General features: G+C 60.7%; 14 protein-coding genes and 1 pseudogene. 7 read left to right on the forward strand and 8 right to left on the reverse strand.

All coding sequences use genetic code 11. The features are described 5' to 3' along the window. Positions 1-42 precede the first annotated feature (42 nt). Positions 43-867: a hypothetical protein gene (locus tag Q9R47_RS21010; protein WP_311235064.1), complete on the reverse strand. Its 825-nt coding sequence runs from the start codon at positions 865-867 to the stop codon at positions 43-45. Between the two features lie 739 nt (positions 868-1606). Here Q9R47_RS21010 and Q9R47_RS21015 point away from each other — a divergent pair. From Q9R47_RS21015 to Q9R47_RS21025, 3 genes are all read left to right on the forward strand, one after another. Beyond that, on the forward strand, positions 1607-1927 hold the full coding sequence (locus tag Q9R47_RS21015; protein WP_311235065.1) for a hypothetical protein: 321 nt from the start codon (positions 1607-1609) through the stop codon (positions 1925-1927). Next, the gene (locus Q9R47_RS21020; protein ID WP_311235066.1) at positions 1914-3467 is read left to right on the forward strand and encodes a hypothetical protein; all 1554 of its coding nucleotides are present in this window, start codon (positions 1914-1916) and stop codon (positions 3465-3467) included. Before Q9R47_RS21015 ends, Q9R47_RS21020 begins: the two co-directional genes overlap by 14 nt. Before the next feature lie 313 nt (positions 3468-3780). Beyond that, positions 3781-4662: a hypothetical protein gene (locus tag Q9R47_RS21025; protein WP_311235067.1), complete on the forward strand. Its 882-nt coding sequence runs from the start codon at positions 3781-3783 to the stop codon at positions 4660-4662. Positions 4663-5395: 733 nt separating this feature from the next. Here the strand turns inward: Q9R47_RS21025 and Q9R47_RS21030 are convergent. Continuing rightward, positions 5396-6304, reverse strand: a pseudogene (locus Q9R47_RS21030) (YifB family Mg chelatase-like AAA ATPase); the annotation flags it as partial. A 244-nt stretch (positions 6305-6548) separates the two neighbouring features. Between Q9R47_RS21030 and Q9R47_RS21035 the strand changes: the two are divergent. From Q9R47_RS21035 to Q9R47_RS21050, 4 genes are all read left to right on the forward strand, one after another. Next, entirely contained in the window at positions 6549-7274 is a 726-nt protein-coding gene (locus tag Q9R47_RS21035; protein ID WP_311235068.1) for a TorF family putative porin, read from the forward strand. Between the two features lie 52 nt (positions 7275-7326). Next, on the forward strand, positions 7327-7665 hold the full coding sequence (gene glnK, locus Q9R47_RS21040; protein ID WP_311223180.1) for a P-II family nitrogen regulator: 339 nt from the start codon (positions 7327-7329) through the stop codon (positions 7663-7665). 54 nt (positions 7666-7719) lie between these two features. Continuing rightward, on the forward strand, positions 7720-9168 hold the full coding sequence (locus tag Q9R47_RS21045; RefSeq protein WP_311235069.1) for an ammonium transporter: 1449 nt from the start codon (positions 7720-7722) through the stop codon (positions 9166-9168). 502 nt (positions 9169-9670) lie between these two features. Next, the gene (locus Q9R47_RS21050; protein WP_311235070.1) at positions 9671-10654 is read left to right on the forward strand and encodes an SMP-30/gluconolactonase/LRE family protein; all 984 of its coding nucleotides are present in this window, start codon (positions 9671-9673) and stop codon (positions 10652-10654) included. A gap of 62 nt (positions 10655-10716) precedes the next feature. Here the strand turns inward: Q9R47_RS21050 and Q9R47_RS21055 are convergent, their stop codons facing one another. The 6 genes from Q9R47_RS21055 to Q9R47_RS21080 all read right to left on the reverse strand — a co-directional run bounded on the left by Q9R47_RS21055 (position 10717) and on the right by Q9R47_RS21080 (position 16917). Next, positions 10717-11091 (reverse strand): hypothetical protein, encoded by a 375-nt coding sequence (locus tag Q9R47_RS21055; protein ID WP_311235071.1) that lies wholly within the window; start codon positions 11089-11091, stop codon positions 10717-10719. After that, the gene (locus Q9R47_RS21060) at positions 11088-11690 is read right to left on the reverse strand and encodes a DUF4123 domain-containing protein (protein ID WP_311235072.1); all 603 of its coding nucleotides are present in this window, start codon (positions 11688-11690) and stop codon (positions 11088-11090) included. Before Q9R47_RS21060 ends, Q9R47_RS21055 begins: the two co-directional genes overlap by 4 nt. A 292-nt stretch (positions 11691-11982) precedes the next feature. Next, a complete protein-coding gene (locus tag Q9R47_RS21065) occupies positions 11983-12705 on the reverse strand; it encodes a hypothetical protein (RefSeq protein WP_311235073.1) in 723 nt (240 codons plus the stop codon). A gap of 13 nt (positions 12706-12718) precedes the next feature. Then, positions 12719-13696 (reverse strand): pesticin C-terminus-like muramidase, encoded by a 978-nt coding sequence (locus tag Q9R47_RS21070; protein WP_311235074.1) that lies wholly within the window; start codon positions 13694-13696, stop codon positions 12719-12721. Positions 13697-13767: 71 nt separating this feature from the next. Next, entirely contained in the window at positions 13768-14109 is a 342-nt protein-coding gene (locus tag Q9R47_RS21075) for a PAAR domain-containing protein (protein WP_311235075.1), read from the reverse strand. A gap of 66 nt (positions 14110-14175) precedes the next feature. Further along, positions 14176-16917 carry a type VI secretion system tip protein TssI/VgrG gene (locus tag Q9R47_RS21080; protein ID WP_311235076.1) on the reverse strand — a complete coding sequence of 914 codons (2742 nt, stop codon included), beginning with the start codon at positions 16915-16917 and terminating at the stop codon, positions 14176-14178. Positions 16918-17160 lie beyond the last annotated feature (243 nt).

The raw sequence follows: 17160 nt of genomic DNA on the forward strand, positions 1-17160 counted from the left end.
GTCGTAGCGTTGGCGGGCGAGAGCATTCTGGGGAAACCAAGACTACGATACCTTCACAATTTTGATATTCTTAAGATTAAGAACTAGCACGATTGTTCCAAAGTTGTAGCTGCCGCTAAAGGATTGCACGCCACCGTCTACCTCGGAAGTTCGCGCTAACGGGTTGAGTAGTACATCGACACCAATTTTCCGCAAAATGTCTAATAGGGCATTCTTTTGCTTCGAGTCTCCGGGATCGATTCCGGCACACGATTTTTCGGTTACGTAATGGAGCCAGTGCATTTTTTCTATCTTTTTCAGTATTTTCGTGCGACGATTGGGAAATAGCCTGGATTTAGGCGCATACAGGGAAAGGAATTTTTCTTCGGCAGAGCGAGGGAGTCTTTTGTCGAGTGTGTTTGCGACAACTGGGTCATTTATTAGTTCGCATTCATAAACATATCCAGTGCCTCCGTTCTTATGAGCGCAAGTTAATTTGGCGAATTCTCTAGCCCCACGCTCATATTCTGCAAACCAAATACCTTTTATCGGTGACTGCATTTCTCCGGTGCTCGTTGGCCTTCCGGGCTCCGGAATAATGAAGCCTTTTTCCAGAAGATTTGAGAGAGTCGTGCCGTGATAGATGCGCTTAGTGAGGATCTCTTCTGTTATTGATTCGCACTCTGTATCACCTGCAGCATGACAGCCAACAGAGTCTTCGTTGTTTTCTTGCTGAGCGTTGATATATTTAAGAATGTGGTCTTTGTCTTCTGGGTTCTCAGACATCCAAATTTCGTCTTGTTCATTATTCGGCCATGAGTCTCCTGTATTCACGCAATCTTTTTCTATTGCGGCGGATTTTTTCCAGAACTTTAAAAAATTTTTCATAGGTATTATCACTGTGCTAATGCGAGCGTGCAGAATTTATCGTCTTTTCCTATACCAATCGCAGGCCGTGAGTAGACTCCTGTAGATGCGATAGATGAATGAATGCTGAGCATCGGTAGTAGTTAGCATTTCTGAGTTGAAGGCCGGTAGCCAACCTGCAGCCGTCGCTCAACTTCTGCGGTGGCTGACTTCAACTGGCTGGCAGGACTCCTTGCGCGAGAGACACCCTTATAAGGCTGAACTGCCATCGTCGCGGGCGCCTCGCATATGTATCACTAGGGGCGCTCGCGTTTCATTGCCAGGGTTTAGGGTCGAAGCGTCCAAACGACGCTTGCCCCTCATCGCTAGTGCGGCAGTGCGGCAGGGTACTCGAAACCCCCCGCACAGATCCTCGCCGAGGCTTGGCACATCGCTACGATGTCCGTCATCGGCAAGAAGCGGATCTCGACGAACGGCGGCGGTGCGGCCTCCTTGCGAGCGCGCTTGAAAGCGGCTAAGAGCAAAATTTACGACTTTGATGGACAGCTTGCGTCAGCGTCGATCACAACGGCCGGACATACATGGATGACGACTAAAGTATTTTGGTCGTCGGGCTAGGATCGGGTCCTCTGAGCCGGGTAAAAAGGCATGCGAAATTTTTTAGGCTGGCCCTCGAAGCTGGACCACGTGATAGTTGAGCTGCAGCCCGGTGCAGCTGCCCTCGATCATTACCGGCCTTGCCCAGCCGAGGAGAAATTCCATGAAAAAACCATCCAAGCCTTCGTCTGCCAAGGCATTGGCCGAGAACGGTAAGCCCCTCCACGGCACGGCCGCACAACTGCGCCTTACCAGCCTCGCGGGCGGCTGGGACAAGCATCAGAGGGAACTCATGACCAGTGCAGCCACGGAGGCTGTAAACCAGCTTTGGCTCAAAGTTGTGACCGACTACACGCTTGTCCCCTACCACGAGACCCCAGCCCAGGGGCAGGGATCCCATTCAGGCACAACACAACCGCGCACCTGCGAAATTCCCGATTCTGCCAACTTCACGTCTTCAAATTCCTCCCATGGCCACCACTAAAATCCAAACGCCCGAAGTGCCTCAGAGGGACGCTAACCAAACCAGGCCCAATTTGGTGCCTTCCATTTTCTTGGAAATGGCCGGGAAACATGTGGGAGTTAATGTCTTCTCCGAAGCCTTCGTGTGGAATTCAAAGTTCAGCATGGGTCGCTTCGGAGCCGTCCTGGGAGGCGGAGCAAAAGAACGACAAACTCTGCTTGAAGCGGTCGTGCTCGGTCCCTTGACCTCGGAGCAGCGCTCGGTGATCTTTCCGACAGCATTTCACCCAGGCAGCGATCAGCGCCTGGAGCGCGACCAATGTACCTATCAGGCCATCGCCGACGCGGTGGCGCGTACCTGCAAATTCTCCGACGGAGCCGTCGACGAAAAGTTTGTAAAGCAGACCGCCAATGCCCTGTCCGAACTCACAGGCTCCCCTGTCGCACAGCATCGAGCCGCCGATCCGATGAGGTTTACCCGAACGGTCTGGCTCTTCTCTTACCTCAAAAAGATGCGCGGCCCTGGCATCGTTGGAATGCTCAAGCCACCCGGAACCGGAGCGAAGCCCTCGCTGGAAATCACCAACCCCTATCCTCTGGGCACACAAAATGAGAAACGCGCACAATTCGCCGACGTGGTAACCTATCTCTCTTTGCAGCTCCCGGATGATATGCGCGAGCGGATCGACAGCTGCTTACCGCTCCTGATGCCTGCCATGGAGCGGTTCATCGAAGCGATCAAACGAGCGGCGCGTTCGCGGACTGAGGGGCAGCAGGATCGCGGTGCCGTGATGCAAGACCGCCTGCAGCTCGCAAAGCTCTACTACCAAAAGCAACTGGACGAATTGCGAACTCTGGCAGATCAGAGCGTCAAGCCATTCGATGAGACCCTTTATATCCATGCCAGGACGCTGGAACTGAGGCACTACGCTGAATTCAGAACCATCTTGAAGAGAATGCCCGCCCAGCGACCTGAGCTTGCACAGTTCTGGGTGCGCGGACTTATGGAAGCCCCACCGCAACGCATGGACGCCATTGACGCTGAATACTCAGTGGAGAGCTACAGGAGCGCTGCTCAGGCGCTCTTTAACCGGTCCGTAGATAAGAATGAGGTCCTGAAGGCTACCCAACTGGCACGGCATGTGCTGCGGCATCATTTGCCCCTCGTGAGGCAAGACCCCCTCGCATTGGAAAAACCGATTGAGTTCGCAACCATGTTCGCTGCAGTCATTTACTCGCTGAAGCTGGGCGAGGATCAGGCCGCGCACAATTACAACCCCCATGTCTATGGGCAGGGGCGGGTTCCAACCAGTCTTGTCTCGGCGATTAAGGGCAATCCCAATGATCGCCATGAAGAGTTTGAGCACATGATTGTTGACGCAGTCGATTGGTACAGGGCAAACCTGCTTTGCGGACTTGATATCTATCGAGAACTGCTGGAGATGCGTGATGTGGTTGAACAGGGCGTGGCGAAACTGTGTGCAACGAACGACTTGGTCGTGATGGAGAAGGCCCTAAGCCTAATGAACCAAGTGCCGTCTGTCGATACATGGGAGCACTGACTCTTCCACCGCTCAGTGACGGGGGAAGAGCGCCGGTTACCCAACTCCGGATGCAGCCGGCAGCTTTGAGGCGATGAGATCAGCACTATGGATGTCTGTTGCGGGTCGTAAACCGACTTTGCGTTGGCTAACTCGGGTGACCTCTTTGCAGGGAGGATCGATCGGTCGATGTATTATGTGTGGCTGTATTTCTCTAATAAATATGTCCAGGGCAGCGTCATCGTAGTATGCGCCAAAGCGGTGGATACAGAAATTTCTCCGAAATAATGAATATAAAACTTTATCATTTGCGTATTTTAAGACGGGTAGTACAATGCAAGACGAACTAAACGAGAGACCATCTATCGTTCGGCTGAAAAACACACTGGTAGGTAAGATACCATACACTCCTAATTCTGCTGAGAGTAAGATTTTTTTGCTCGGGCATGATATTGGCGATCTTCTTCACATCTATCACTTCTGGCGCCAACGTTTTTTGCATCCCGTGGTTAGGCGCTATCACGCCCCAAGGAGCGTTCGAAATGATCCTTTGTACGTCTGTAACAAAGCGAAGATTAATGCACTGAGGCACAAGATAGAAGTAGGTGAAGATTTATCTGCCTATCTATCGCGACGAGCGCATAATAATGCACTTGATATAAGGGGTTATCGGGAAAGCAAATCTTTCAACAGCAGCAGAGATCAGATGCTCATTTGTGAAGGCTTTTATCACCTCCACCTTGCACCACTACCAGACCGGACTAACGAAGTTCTCGTTGCACGGGTCGACGTAGAAGTCTTTGAAGTTGTTGGGGTATTCACGCACGAACTGTTTCTTAATGATCAAGTAAATCTTAAATATACAAAATACAACCAAGCAGTTGATAGATACCTTGCGCGAAGAATGCCGGAAGGAGGTTTTTACGTCGGTGGTGCAGGAGGAGGTTTGCAGAATTTAGCCGGTAGCTCATTTACGACTACTATGTGGCAGATCCATTGCAGGAAAATTCTTCAGCTCGTTGAAGCGTGGCCCGACGGCATTGATGGTTTCACTATCAAACTCTATGACCTGCTGTTTTCAGGCCGCAAGCTGCGCTATGTGGACCCAATATGGTTGGTGGTTGACGATGGGCGTCTTCTGATTCGTGATCGAAAAAACAAGCACGATTTTTGGATGGAGACCAGTGGGAAATGGCGAGGTGAACCTTACGCGTAGTGCCACGTGAAGCTGTGTAAGCAGCGTTCCGGCTATGGAGACGCTTAATGCACTTCTTGATGGTCGCAAGGTCCGAGGGCAGCGCTGGGCAGTGTCGATTGATCCCTTAACGATCTGAAGCACTTGGTGCGGATGCCAAAGATCGAGCGGATGGTGACGTCCTTGGTATCAGAACTTCGAGTTCGACCTTTCCCTTTTCGTCAGGAAGATTGACTATTAGGTGTAGCTCTCGATTGTTTATGGCTGTGCCACACGCTCTCCTAAGCTTGCTGGTCCCATTGCTCGGGTCCTGACGCGGTCATGGTCGCCGGTTCTCAAGTCGAATATTTTTCGACGCCATGGCAGGACGCCCGCGGGACAAACCTGCCATTAATACGTTGGACGGTGAGCCGCCAGCACGATCAAAAGCTCCCGAGCTTCATTCGGACGGACAGCTCCTCCGCACTCTCGCGGCGCTCGCCGTGACGGTGCACCAAGTAGGACTCGCTAGTGCGCGTCAGCGGCGCGCCATCTTCTGCCTATGCATGTCACGCCAGCCGATGAGCAGTAACGCGCGGAGGCACACAAGTTGAGTGAGGACGTGCAGAAGGCCACGGGCCACACACGGTAAAGCTGGCCTGGAGCACCCCAAAGCTGGCATCCAAGGCAGCTCTGAGCAGCAGTCCCCATGTGCGAAGAAAGGCCGCGCTGTCTCATCTAATTCGGCAGCGTCTCATCAATTTCAGAACCTGACACCGCCGCCGACCAGTGCCACCGCACTGCAGGTGTGGTGCGGCGCACTGGTAGGCCGGACGGCCCAGGCCTGCGGCGTGAACCGCCCGGCCAGGCTGGCCACGGCGGCGCTCTCCAGCGCCTCGTCCACCGACATCGCCGGCAGCAGGCCCGCGAAGCGGTGCGCGAGCATCGATTTGCCCGAGCCCGGCGGGCCCACCATGAGCAGCCCGTGCCCGCCCGCGGCGGCGATCTCCAGCGCGCGCCGGGCGGCGGCCTGGCCCTTCACGTCGGCGAGGTCATCGCCGTGCGCGGTGCCTGCCGGCGGCACGCCCTGCACACGGCACCAGCCGTCGTCCGTGCCGCCGCCGTGCTCGCCCTGGCGGACGTCGGGCGCAGCGCCTTCGGCCTGCGGCGGCAGAAATCTGGCCACCACGTCCAGCAGGTGCCGGGCGCGGTAGATCTCGGTATCGGGCACGAGCGCCGCCTCTTCCGCGCTGCCCGGCGGCAGCACCATGCGCGCGGCCTCGCCGGCCGAGCGCAGCGCGAGGCTGGTGGCCAGCGCCCCCCGCACCGGCCGCAGTTCGCCGGAGAGCGACAGCTCGCCCGCGAACTCATAGCCCGCCAGGCGCGCACCGTCGATCTGGCCGCTGGCCGCCAGGATGCCCAGGGCGATCGGCAGATCGAAGCGGCCGGAATCCTTGGGCAGATCGGCCGGCGCCAGATTGACCGTGATCTTCCTGTTGTGCGGAAACTCCAGCCCCGCGTTCTGCAAGGCCGAGCGCACGCGCTCGCGCGCTTCCTTCACCTCCACATCGGCCAGGCCCACGAGCGTGAAACTCGGCAGGCCATTGGCCAGATGCACCTCCACCGTGACGGCCGGCGCCTGCAGGCCCAGCAACGCACGGCTTTGCACCAATGCAAGACTCATCGGATGTCCCCTCCCCATTGGGGTGCGCCGTTCGGATACGGACTGTAGAGTCCGAATAATACGCACCATCGGGGTGCAATTTGCTGCGGAAGAGTCAGGTTTGTAACCATTCCTCCTGCGCCTTGCCTCTGGGCGCGTGGTGCTCGGGCGCCTCTCGGATCCCGTGCGACGTCGCATGGCACGGTCCCTGCTTAGTGCAGGCCAATCCCTGCCCTCGTCAGCATCACTCCGGAAGGAAAAATCCATGACCCGCGCCTTGAAGTCCCTCAGCGTCGTCCTGCTGGCTGCCGCTCCCCTCCTGGCCTCTGCCCAGCTCACCGCCAACGTGAGCCTCACCTCCAACTACAAGTTCCGCGGCCAGGACCAGGACGCGAGCAAGACCAAGGCGATCAAGCCCGCCATCCAGGGCGGCTTCGACTATGCCTTCGGCGAGTCCGGCTTCTACCTGGGCAACTGGAACTCCAGCGTGGACTGGCTGAGCGGCAACTCCATCGAGATGGATTTCTACGGCGGCTACAAATTCAAGGCCGGCGGCATGGACCTGGACGTGGGCGCGCTGACCTATGTCTACCCCGGCAACACCAATGGCAATACCACCGAGCTATACGGTGCGGCCACCTTCGGTCCCGTGACGGCCAAGTACTCGCACACGATTTCCAAGGACTACTTCGGCTGGGCCGGCGCCAAGACCACCAGCAGCCGTGGCCGCAACACCGGCTACCTGAACCTCGCGTTCGCGCAGGAAGTGGCGCCGAACACCACGTTCAAGGCGTCCGTGGGATACACGCGCTTCGCGGGGGACATCAAGGACCTGGGCGTGCCCAACTACGTGGATTACAGCGTGGGCGGCGCCTACGACTTCGGCGCGGGCCTGTCGCTGGCGGCAGCCGTGGCCGGTGCGAACAAGAAGGACTTCTTCGGCCCGGTCAACAAGAACCGGCTGATCGTCACGCTCACGAAAACCCTTTGAACGACCATACCGACAACGGGGCCCCCGGGGCGCCCACCATGGAGATACGAACATGAAAATGGTGACAGCCATCATCAAACCCTTCAAGCTCGACGAAGTGCGCGAAGCCCTTTCGGACATCGGCGTGCAGGGCATCACGGTGACCGAGGTGAAGGGCTTCGGACGCCAGAAGGGCCACACGGAGCTGTACCGCGGCGCCGAGTACGTCGTGGACTTCCTGCCGAAGGTGAAGATCGAGGCCGCCGTCTCGGACGAACTCGTGGAGCGCGTCATCGAGGCCATCGAGGGGGCCGCCCGCACCGGCAAGATCGGCGACGGCAAGATCTTCGTGGGCCACCTGGAACAGGTCGTGCGCATCCGCACCGGCGAGACCGGCAAGGAAGCCCTCTAAGGGCCGGCCTTCAGCGCAGAGCCCGACGGATCAACGCATTCGAGAGACACAACCATGAAAAAACTGCTTGCTTCCTTCCTGCTGGGGATGGGCCTGCTGGCCTCCGGCGGCGCCGCGATGGCACAGGCCCCCGCCGCGTCCGAGCCCGCCGCCGCCACCGCGCCGGCCCCCGAGGCGGCTCCGGCCGCCGCCGCGCCGGCACCCGCTGCCGCTGCCGCCCCCGCCGTGGCGGCCGCCGCCTCCGAGCCGGCCGCCCCCGCGGCAGCTCCGGCGCCCAAGCTCGACTCCGGCGACACCGCATGGATGCTGACCTCCACGCTGCTGGTGATCCTGATGGTGATCCCCGGCCTGGCGCTGTTCTACGGCGGCCTCGCACGCTCGAAGAACATGCTGTCGGTGCTGGTGCAGGTGTTCGTGGTCTTCTCGCTGATCTCGCTGCTCTGGGCCATCTACGGCTACAGCCTGGCGTTCGGTGGCGAAGGCACGTTCTTCGGCACCTTCGACAAGATCTTCCTGAAGGGCATCGCGCCGGACACGCTCTCGACGCTGCTGCCGACGATTCCCGAATACGTGTTCGTGTCGTTCCAGGCCACCTTCGCGGCGATCACCGTCGCGCTGATCGTGGGCTCGTTCGCCGAGCGCATCAAGTTCTCCGCCGTGCTGATCTTCTCGGTGCTGTGGTTCACCTTCAGCTACATCCCGATGGCCCACATGGTGTGGGGCGGCGGCCTGCTGGGCAAGGACGGCGCACTGGACTTCGCCGGCGGCACCGTGGTGCACATCAACGCCGGGATCGCGGGCCTCGTGGGCGCCTACATGGTGGGCAAGCGCATCGGCTTCGGCAAGGAAGCACTCATGCCCCACAGCCTGACGCTGACCATGGTGGGCGCATCGCTGCTGTGGGTGGGCTGGTTCGGCTTCAACGCCGGCTCGGCCGGTGCCGCCAACGGCGCTGCGGGCCTGGCCTTCGTGAACACCGTGCTCGCCACGGCCGCCGCCACCCTCAGCTGGCTCGCCGGTGAGGCGCTGCACAAGGGCAAGGCCTCCATGCTGGGCGCCGCCTCGGGTGCCGTGGCCGGTCTCGTGGCCGTCACGCCGGCCGCCGGTTTCGTGGGCCCCATGGGCGCCATCGTGCTGGGTCTGATCGCCGGTGTGGTCTGCCTCTGGGGCGTCGGTGGCCTCAAGAAAATGCTGGGTGCCGACGACGCGTTCGACGTGTTCGGCGTGCATGGCGTGGGCGGCATCGTCGGCGCCATCCTGACGGGCGTGTTCGCTTCGCAGGGCCTGGGCGGCACCGGCGGCCTGACCCCGGACACCTTCTCCATGGGTGCCCAGGTGTGGATCCAGGTCAAGAGCGTGGCGATCACGCTGGTGTGGTCCGCCGTGGTGGCCTTCATCTCCTACAAGATCGCCGACCTGCTGGTGGGCCTGCGCGTCAGCGAGGAAGCCGAGCGCGAAGGGCTGGACATCACCTCGCACGGCGAGACCGCCTACAACCGCTGAAATTCGGCACACCCCCCTGAGCGGCGTTCGCCGCTCCGTGCTGCCGCCGGAGGCAACTGCCCTTCGTGCACGTCCAAGCCTGCGCAGGCAGGCTCGGAGCCGCGGCACTCAGCCCCCGCTCTCGCCGCGCGAGCGCGGCGGGCAGGGGAACGACGCCAGTGGCCTGGCAAAGCCAGTTCCACGGCGTCTGCTGGCCTGGCCTGCTCCGCGGCCACCGGATCGGTCAGGCCGTGTGGAGGAGGAATCAGGGTTTATGCGCCGTTTCCCGGAGTGCTGAAAAAGGGTACGGTGCCAGGAATCTGGGACGGGGCGGCGACTGGTGGCGTCACCCGGGCCGGACGACAACGAACGATCGAGAGTTGCTCCTTTTGGACATTCAGCCCGCCCCCGAGGCGGGCTTTTTTTTGGCGCGGCGGCGCCGTGGCCGAATAATCGGTGGCGGGCCCGGAAGGCGGCTGCGGCGGTCGCGCCGCCCGGAGGCCCGACGACGAGAGGACACCGCATGCACCTGGACATGGACTGGCGCACCGGCAGCCGGGAGCCCGACGCGCTCGGCGAATCGCCGTTCTGGCACCCGCTGGAAACGCGCCTCTACTGGGCGGACATCGCCGGCTGCGCGCTGGCGCGCTGGGAGCCCGACACCGGCCGCATCGACCGCTGGGACATGCCGAGCGAGCCCGGCTGCATCGCGCCGGCCCGGACCGCGGGCGTGGCCAGCGGGCTGGTGATCGCCCTGCGCGACGGCATCTACCGGGCGCGCGAGTGGGGCGGCACCCTGGTGTCCGTCGCCACGCTGCCCTACGACCCCGCCACCCAGCGCGCCAACGACGGCAAATGCGACGCGCTCGGCCGCTTCTGGGTCGGCACGCTGCACGAGCCGCCCGCGGGCCGCCCGCGCGAGCCGGTGGGATCGCTCTACTGCATCGACGGCCGCGGCAGCGCGACCGCGCCCGTGGTACGCCGCATGCTGGACGGCGTGATGACCGCCAACGGCCTGGCCTGGTCGCCGGACGGCCGCCGGCTCTACTGGGCCGACACGCCGGACCACACGGTGAGCGCCTGGGACTGCGATGCGCAGGGCGAACCGGTGGGCGAGCCGCGCGTCTTCCACTCCTTTCCTCCGAAGCCTGCCGGGTGGCAGCCGGGCGACCCCGGCTATGGCGGCCGTCCCGACGGCGCCGTGGTGGATGCCGAGGGCCACTACTGGACCGCGATGTACGAAGGCGGCCAATTGCTGCGGCTGGCGCCCTCCGGCGAGATCGTGGCCGAGGTGCCCGTGCCCGTGATGTGCCCCACCATGCCCTGCCTCGGCGGCGCGGGCGGGCGCGAACTGTTCGTCACCTCGGCCCGCAAGGGCCGCCCGGAGAGCGAGATCACCCGCCTGCCATGGACGGGCTTCCTGCTGCGCGCCGGCCGGCCGGCGCCCGTGCCGGGCCTGCCGGTGGCGTGGTACGAGGAGGCCCGGCTGCCGGCGGGGATGGATTGACGGAGGCGGCACGGCCGGCGGCCGGGCCGAAGTCGCGTCAGTTCAGGGGTGGCCGGAGATGCCTACGGCGTGCCGCGCGTCAGCGCCAGTGCGCGCTCGACGCTGGCATGGGCCAAAGCCACGTTGCCGCCGCGGGCCATGCGCACGCAGAAGTCGAGCATCTCGCCCAGATTGCCGTCGATCCCGCAGTGCATCGCGCGCAGCATGTCGAACCCGATCAGGATCAGGGCTGCGCCGTCCTCCAGTGAGGCCAGGCGTCCGGCCCGATGCACCATGTAGAGACAGGCCGTGACCTGCTCGGGCGTGAGCGGTACCTCGTCCGGGAACTCCTGCGCTTCCAGCCGGAACCAGCGCCGCGCCACCTGCACGATCCAGCGCTGTGCTTCCTCCAGGGTGGCGTGCTCGATCTGTTCCGCGGTGAATACCATCAGGGTCATCGGCGGCTTCCTTCCTTTGCGTCGGCCCCGTCGCCCCAGTGGTGGTCCGTCACCCGCAGAGGGACCGTGCCCGGCACCAGCCCCCATAGCCCCTTGCGCGCGGGGCCATGGCGGACGGTGCGCGTGCGTGCCGCGTCCCCGCCGCTCACCCAGGTCAGCCCATCCAGCCGGTCACCCAGCATCCAGCGCAGCTGCCCCTCGGTGCCGATGCGCATGAACCGGTCGAACACCCGCGCGTCATAGAAGCGGAAATAGGCCGACGTACCGTCCGGAAGCCGCACCATGCTGCTCTTCTTGAGCTGGATGCGCGTGGCCTCCAAGCCGCCCGTGCCCCGCACGACCATGCTCCAGGCCCCGCCCCAGGCATAGGGCACGAGCCGCTCCAGGTGCGGCGCCAGCGCGGCCATCGGCACCAGGTAGGGCGCCACCCGCGCCAGCGTGAGCGCCTTCACGCCGGAGAACAGGCAGTGGTGCTCGATGTTCGCCTGCCGCATCTGCGGCACCAGGGAATGGTCGCGGGCGGAGTCGATCAGGGCGTAGAGGTTGGCGGCGTCACTGCGCAGATGGGCGATGAAGCGGGGGAGACCAGGAGGCGCCATGGTTGGGGGTGTTTCGGTCAGTGGGCAAAATTCCCTACCAATCGTGCAGCAGTATTCGATGAGCTGATACCCCACGAATTCGCCCCATCTCTGCCAAAACCTTTTGGAATTCCATCGGCAGCAGGATGTGACTTTTTTGGTTCTCTGGTCGTTTTTGGATAGCGGGGATCGACGTGAGCAGCTTGTATCGCAGCGAATTCAATGAGTCAAATGGCTTTCTCATGGGAATTCGCAAAATTGTCGTTGGAGATGAAGTGCATTGGCCTCTCCTGCGCTCGTGATATTGCAATAATCAGTCGGACTTTGGTAAGGTAATGCCGGATGGCGCAGGAATTTTTCGCAGTACTGTTGCATACTCGAAGCTTTCGTATTCCTTTTCTCCATTTCTGGGCCTGTTTTCTGGGCGGAGTAGCATCAGGTAGAGTTCTTTTTTGTCGCGAGAAATTGATATGGAATCCAGTGCGGTTGGCATGATGGCTTCAGGCGCGATATCAAATAAATAGGGTTCCACTTTGGGCCATCTTCTTGCCAATCGATCGTTGAAATCTATATCGAGAATTATCATCCTCTGTTGGGCCGGCATCCCCCTCTCCCTGTATAGTTCGCAAAACTTTTTCCACCCTTGGCCTTCTTCTCTTATGGCGCAGTAGTCATCGCCGAACGGTGGGAATATCGTATAGATAAAGCCTTCACCCGATGGGCCGTTCGGCATGCCGTCTGGCCCCTTGAGGATCATGGTAGATAATCCAGTGGGTTGTATGTGAATTATTTTTCCGATCGGGAGATAGGCTTTGTTGTGTTTGTATATGCTTGGCCAATCAGTTGGAAGAGATCGATTCATGTCAGCCTCGTGCCTGACGACTTGCCACCAGCCAGAGATTTCCATAATTGGTCTCTTAAATCGCTTGCGCGAGGGTTGGACAATGTCGGATGCATTGGGAAATGCATTTTGCAAGCCGATGAGCGATATGAGGGAAAACATGAATATTCTTTTGGAGTGGTGGGTTTTTTTCATGGAATATAAAATTTTATTTATCATCTGTCTTTTTTGAAGGCATGGATGCGTAGAGGTAATCACGTTCTCGCCTGCTATCAGGTATTTTTTCTCGATCGCCTTCCAGAATTGCCTGTTTCATTTTTGGGTTGATGCTCCAGCTTTGGTATACGTTGGAAAGTAAAGCGGTCTGTTGCTCAGTTGTCAAATCTATAAATCTTTGTGATCCTTCTGGATTTTTCTTTTCAAAGAGTTCTATTGCTCTTCTTGTGGCTTCTTCGCCAGCACGGAGATTTAGCAAATCGGCTTCTTTTTGTGTGATCTCCAAAAGATTTTTGCGAGCAAATGCGCATGCTTCTCCTCCTATTTTTCCGAAGTACGGCTTTATTTTGTTCATCAGTAAATCTAGATCTTCTTTTGAAAGAATGCTGTTTCTTTCATTGAAGAATTTAAGCTCAATTTTGTATCTATCGTAATTCTGTTGGCCAAAATCTATCCCTTTGGCAACAGTTACGCCGGAGTTGTTTAGGTCTCCATTTTTCATTTTTCCTTGCAGTCTGGTGTCCCCGTCTCTTTTTGTCATCGAGGGTCCGCCATCAGGTTCGTTGACCGGCCACCACGGTACGTAGGATTGAAGATAAACGCCTTCCCATCTAGCAATGGGCGCCAGGTCTATTTTTGTTCCCAGAGATGCGTTAATAATTTTTGCAATCTCCAGGTTGAGGGTTCCTTTTTTTGTCTCATCTGCTGGCAGGCAGGCAACATTTCCAGTGAGACATTTCCGCTTCAGCTTCCCCTCCTTTTCCGTGATCTCCTGATCCAGCCTCCGCGCCTCTTCCGCATACCCCTCCGCCTTGCGGTCCAGCTTCTGCCGTTCCTTTTTCAGCCCGGGCAATTCCGCCTTGGCCTTCTCCTGCTCCTGCCGGCATTCCTCGGCGGTCTTGCGCAGCGCGCGTTCGCGCGAGAGGGCGTCCTTGTCGTAGTCGGGAAGGTCTTCTTCCTTGAGTGCCATGGGGTTCGGGCCTTTCGGGGTCTGTGGGTGGGGCGGGTGACGGGACTGACTGGGGGAGCGTCCGCTTTACGTCACGATCCGTGCGCCGGCACGACGAAGGCCGCGCCCTCGTCGGCGGCGGCCTGCATGCAGGCCTCGTCCTTGTCGCGGCCGATGCGCACCGTGGGGCAGCCCTGGGCAATCACGCCGTGGCAGGCGACTTCATCGCCGACGCGGGCGGCGGGGCGCCCGGCCAGCCGCACGGAAGGCTCGCCTTCGGTGATGGGTTCGATGCCCTTCTTGTGGCGCACCCGGTCGCCCATGCGGGCGGCAGGTTGCCCGCCGATGCGGACAGTGGGCGCGCCTTCCAGGATGGGGCCGGCGCCGCTCTGGTGTGCGACGTCGTCGTGTATGCGGGCGGCGGGCTGGGCCATGGCAGGACGCGCTCCTGTCGTGTATCTGTTTTTCAGGGGATTCGGAAGGCGGCCGGCGCTGGATGCTCAGGGCTTGCCGTTCCAGCCGGGCGTCTTTCCGATGGCAGCCGGGCCCGGGGTATTGCTTGTTGCGTTGGGGCTGGGGCCGCCACTACCCACCCCGAGGCCGGCAATACCCCCTGCGAGCCCGGCGATGGCGCCGAAGTCACCGTTCTTGAGCGCTTTGGCTGTGTCGAGCAGGCCTTTGGCCTGCTGGAGTGCGCCCAAGGCGCTCTGCAGGCCTGCGATGCCACCGCCCATGGCGGCGCTTGCGGCGGACTCCGCCTGGGTTGCCGCGGCGGCAGAAGCCTGCTGCGCTGCGTCGCCGGGCGCATCATCGGCAGGCGGAGGCGTTTCCGGGGCGGGCTGGCTGCTGCCGCAGTTGAGGTCGATGATTCCGGCATCGCCGTTGATTGCGGCGCTGGCCTGCATCTCGATGTGCGTCCCCTGCAGGTAGATGCCGCCGTCGCTGCACAAAACGATCTTCGCCGCGCCGCAGGCAAGTTCCAGCTGCTCGCCCGCCTGGGTGACGATCACCTTGCCGGCACGGGTGTCCTGGCGCTCTCCTACGTTCACGGTCTGGGTGCGGCCCACCTGCAGGGTCCAGGCCTTGCCGATGTCCTGGGCGTAGGTGTCGCCCACGTTCAATCGTTTGGTCTTGCCCACCTGGGTGCTCTGCTGCAGGCCGATCAATGTGTTCATCGCCACGCCCACATTGAGGCTGTAGCCCAGGCCAACGTTGTCCATGCGCGCCATGCCCACGTTCTGCAGCGACATCCGGCCGATGGTCTCGGTCTTGGTCTTGCCTACCCGCAATGACCAGTTCTTGCCGATCCGGTCTTTTTCATTGTTGCCGATGGTCTTGGTGCGGTTGGCGCCGATCGAGATCTGCTCATGGCGGCCTACGTCCTCAGAGCGGTCTACGCCGATCGACACAGTTTCATCCAGATCGACGCGTTCCGTCCGGTTCTGGTGGACAGTGATGGATTCATCCCGGTCTACGGTTTCCGTGCGGTGGGAGTGGATGGTGATCGTCTCGTCGCCATCGACTTCTTCGGTGCGCCAGCCGTGTACCGTGATCTTCTCGTTGCGATGAACGGTCTCCGTACGGTCGCGGTGGATGACGTTCGTCTCGTCCCGGTCGATGGTTTTCCGGCGATCCTGGCCCACCCAGTGGTCCTCATCGTTCTCGACTTCGGTGAGCTGGTCCTTCTGCGCGTGCAGCCACACCTGCTCCGCGCCCTTCTTGTCCTCGAAGCGGATCGCGTTCGCATCGCCCGCGCCGTTCTTCATCCCGTCGCCGAAGGCCCCGCCCTTGCTCGACTTGGTCTTGATCCCCGACTGCGTGGCATTGCCCGGCAAGGCCCAGGGCGGCATGTTGGCGGCGTTGTAGACGCTGCCCGTGACGATGGGGTAGTCCGGATCACCGTTGACGAAATCCACCAGAACTTCGTGGCCGATGCGCGGGATCGAGATAGCCCCGAACCCTGAGCCGGCCCAACTCGTCGCCACGCGCACCCAGCAGCTGGAGTGCTCGTCCATGGCGCCCAGCCGGTCCCAGTGGAACTGCACCTTGATGCGGCCGTATTCGTCCGTCCAGATCTCTTCGCCTGCCGGGCCGACCACGACTGCGGTCTGCGGGCCCGTCGTGCGTGGCTTCGGGGTTTTGCGTGCAGGGGTGTACGGCAGGCTCGTCGGCTGCGCCGTGAGGCTGAACTTCTGGAACGAGCCGTTTTCCTCGTTGTGCTGCAGCGCTTCGCCGGGCTTGGCGCTGTTGATCGATGAGCTGCCTGGGTTCTCGTGCAGGTGGTAGGTCACCCCTGTGATGAGGTATTGCCGGTTCTGGTCACCGCGTGGGTAGTTCTCCAGATTGAACGTATAGCCCGGCGCGAGGCTGCGGTGGCGCGATTCACCCTTGACAGTGCTGTGGCCCGTCAATCCTTCCTGCAGGCGCACACGCGCATATTGCTCGCCATCGCCGTGCTGCACGTAGCCGCCCGGCCATTCATAGATCTCGTACGCATCGTGCGCATGGCCGGGCGGCTGCTGGCGCATGTTGGAGAGGTCCGAACGGGGCTTCTTGAAGTCGTAGTCGTCGTTGTAGTACCTGCCGGGCTTGATCTCCTCGCCCAGGCTCCACGCGTGGATGTTCTCGCGGTCGGCCGTGGCGGACTTCTCGGGCGGGTAGAACGGGATGCTTGCCGCACCCGGCAGGGGATCGTGGCAGGCGACGATGTCGTCGGCGATCACCAGCGTGTGCTGGCCGCTCGCGTGCTGGAAGTAGTAGTAAGCCCCTTCGTGCTCCAGCAAGCGGGATACGAAGTCGAAATCGCTCTCGCCATATTGCACGCAGTAATCCCAACTGCGGTAACTGCGCGTGAGCTTCATCTGCAGCGGATAGCCGTAGCGGCTCAAAACCTCTTCCACGATCTGCGGGACGGTCTTGAACTGGAATATCTTGAAATCCTGCCGCCGCGTGGCCACCCAGAGCCAGGGCTGCAGGCGCAGGTGGTACGAGTAGAACCGGTGGTCCTGGCCCTGCATGCCGAAGCGGGTTACCAGGCCATCGAGATAACGGCGCCCGCCGCCCTGCGTCTCGATCTCCACCGTCGCCGTCTTGCCGAGCAATGCCTTGGGATCGATATCACGGCTCTCCGAGCGCAGGTCGATGTCGAAGGAGAAAAGCTGGCTCAACTCCTCGCTGCCCCGCAGCTGCCGGAAATGCAGCTGCTCTCCCAGGGGCGTCCGGATGGTGACGCGGCGTGTCATTTTTATGGAGGGGGCCACATGTGCGGCCGAACTGTCGAGTTGAAGACGGCCGCGATGATAGGAAGCGTTGCTCCGCGAAGGAAGAGGGCTGCGGGAAATGTTTTGTGTCGGAATGTCTGGTGTTATCCAGAGCAAAAGAACGCGTTATGAATAAGAAGTGATCAGCCGGGACGACCTGCCGCGACGGCCCTTCCGCCCTTCACACGCCCCGTTCAAAAAATTCACGTTTCCGCCCGGTACCCG

The organism is Acidovorax sp. PRC11 (assembly GCF_031844105.1).
In the GTDB taxonomy this organism is placed as follows: Bacteria; Pseudomonadota; Gammaproteobacteria; order Burkholderiales; family Burkholderiaceae_C; genus Paracidovorax.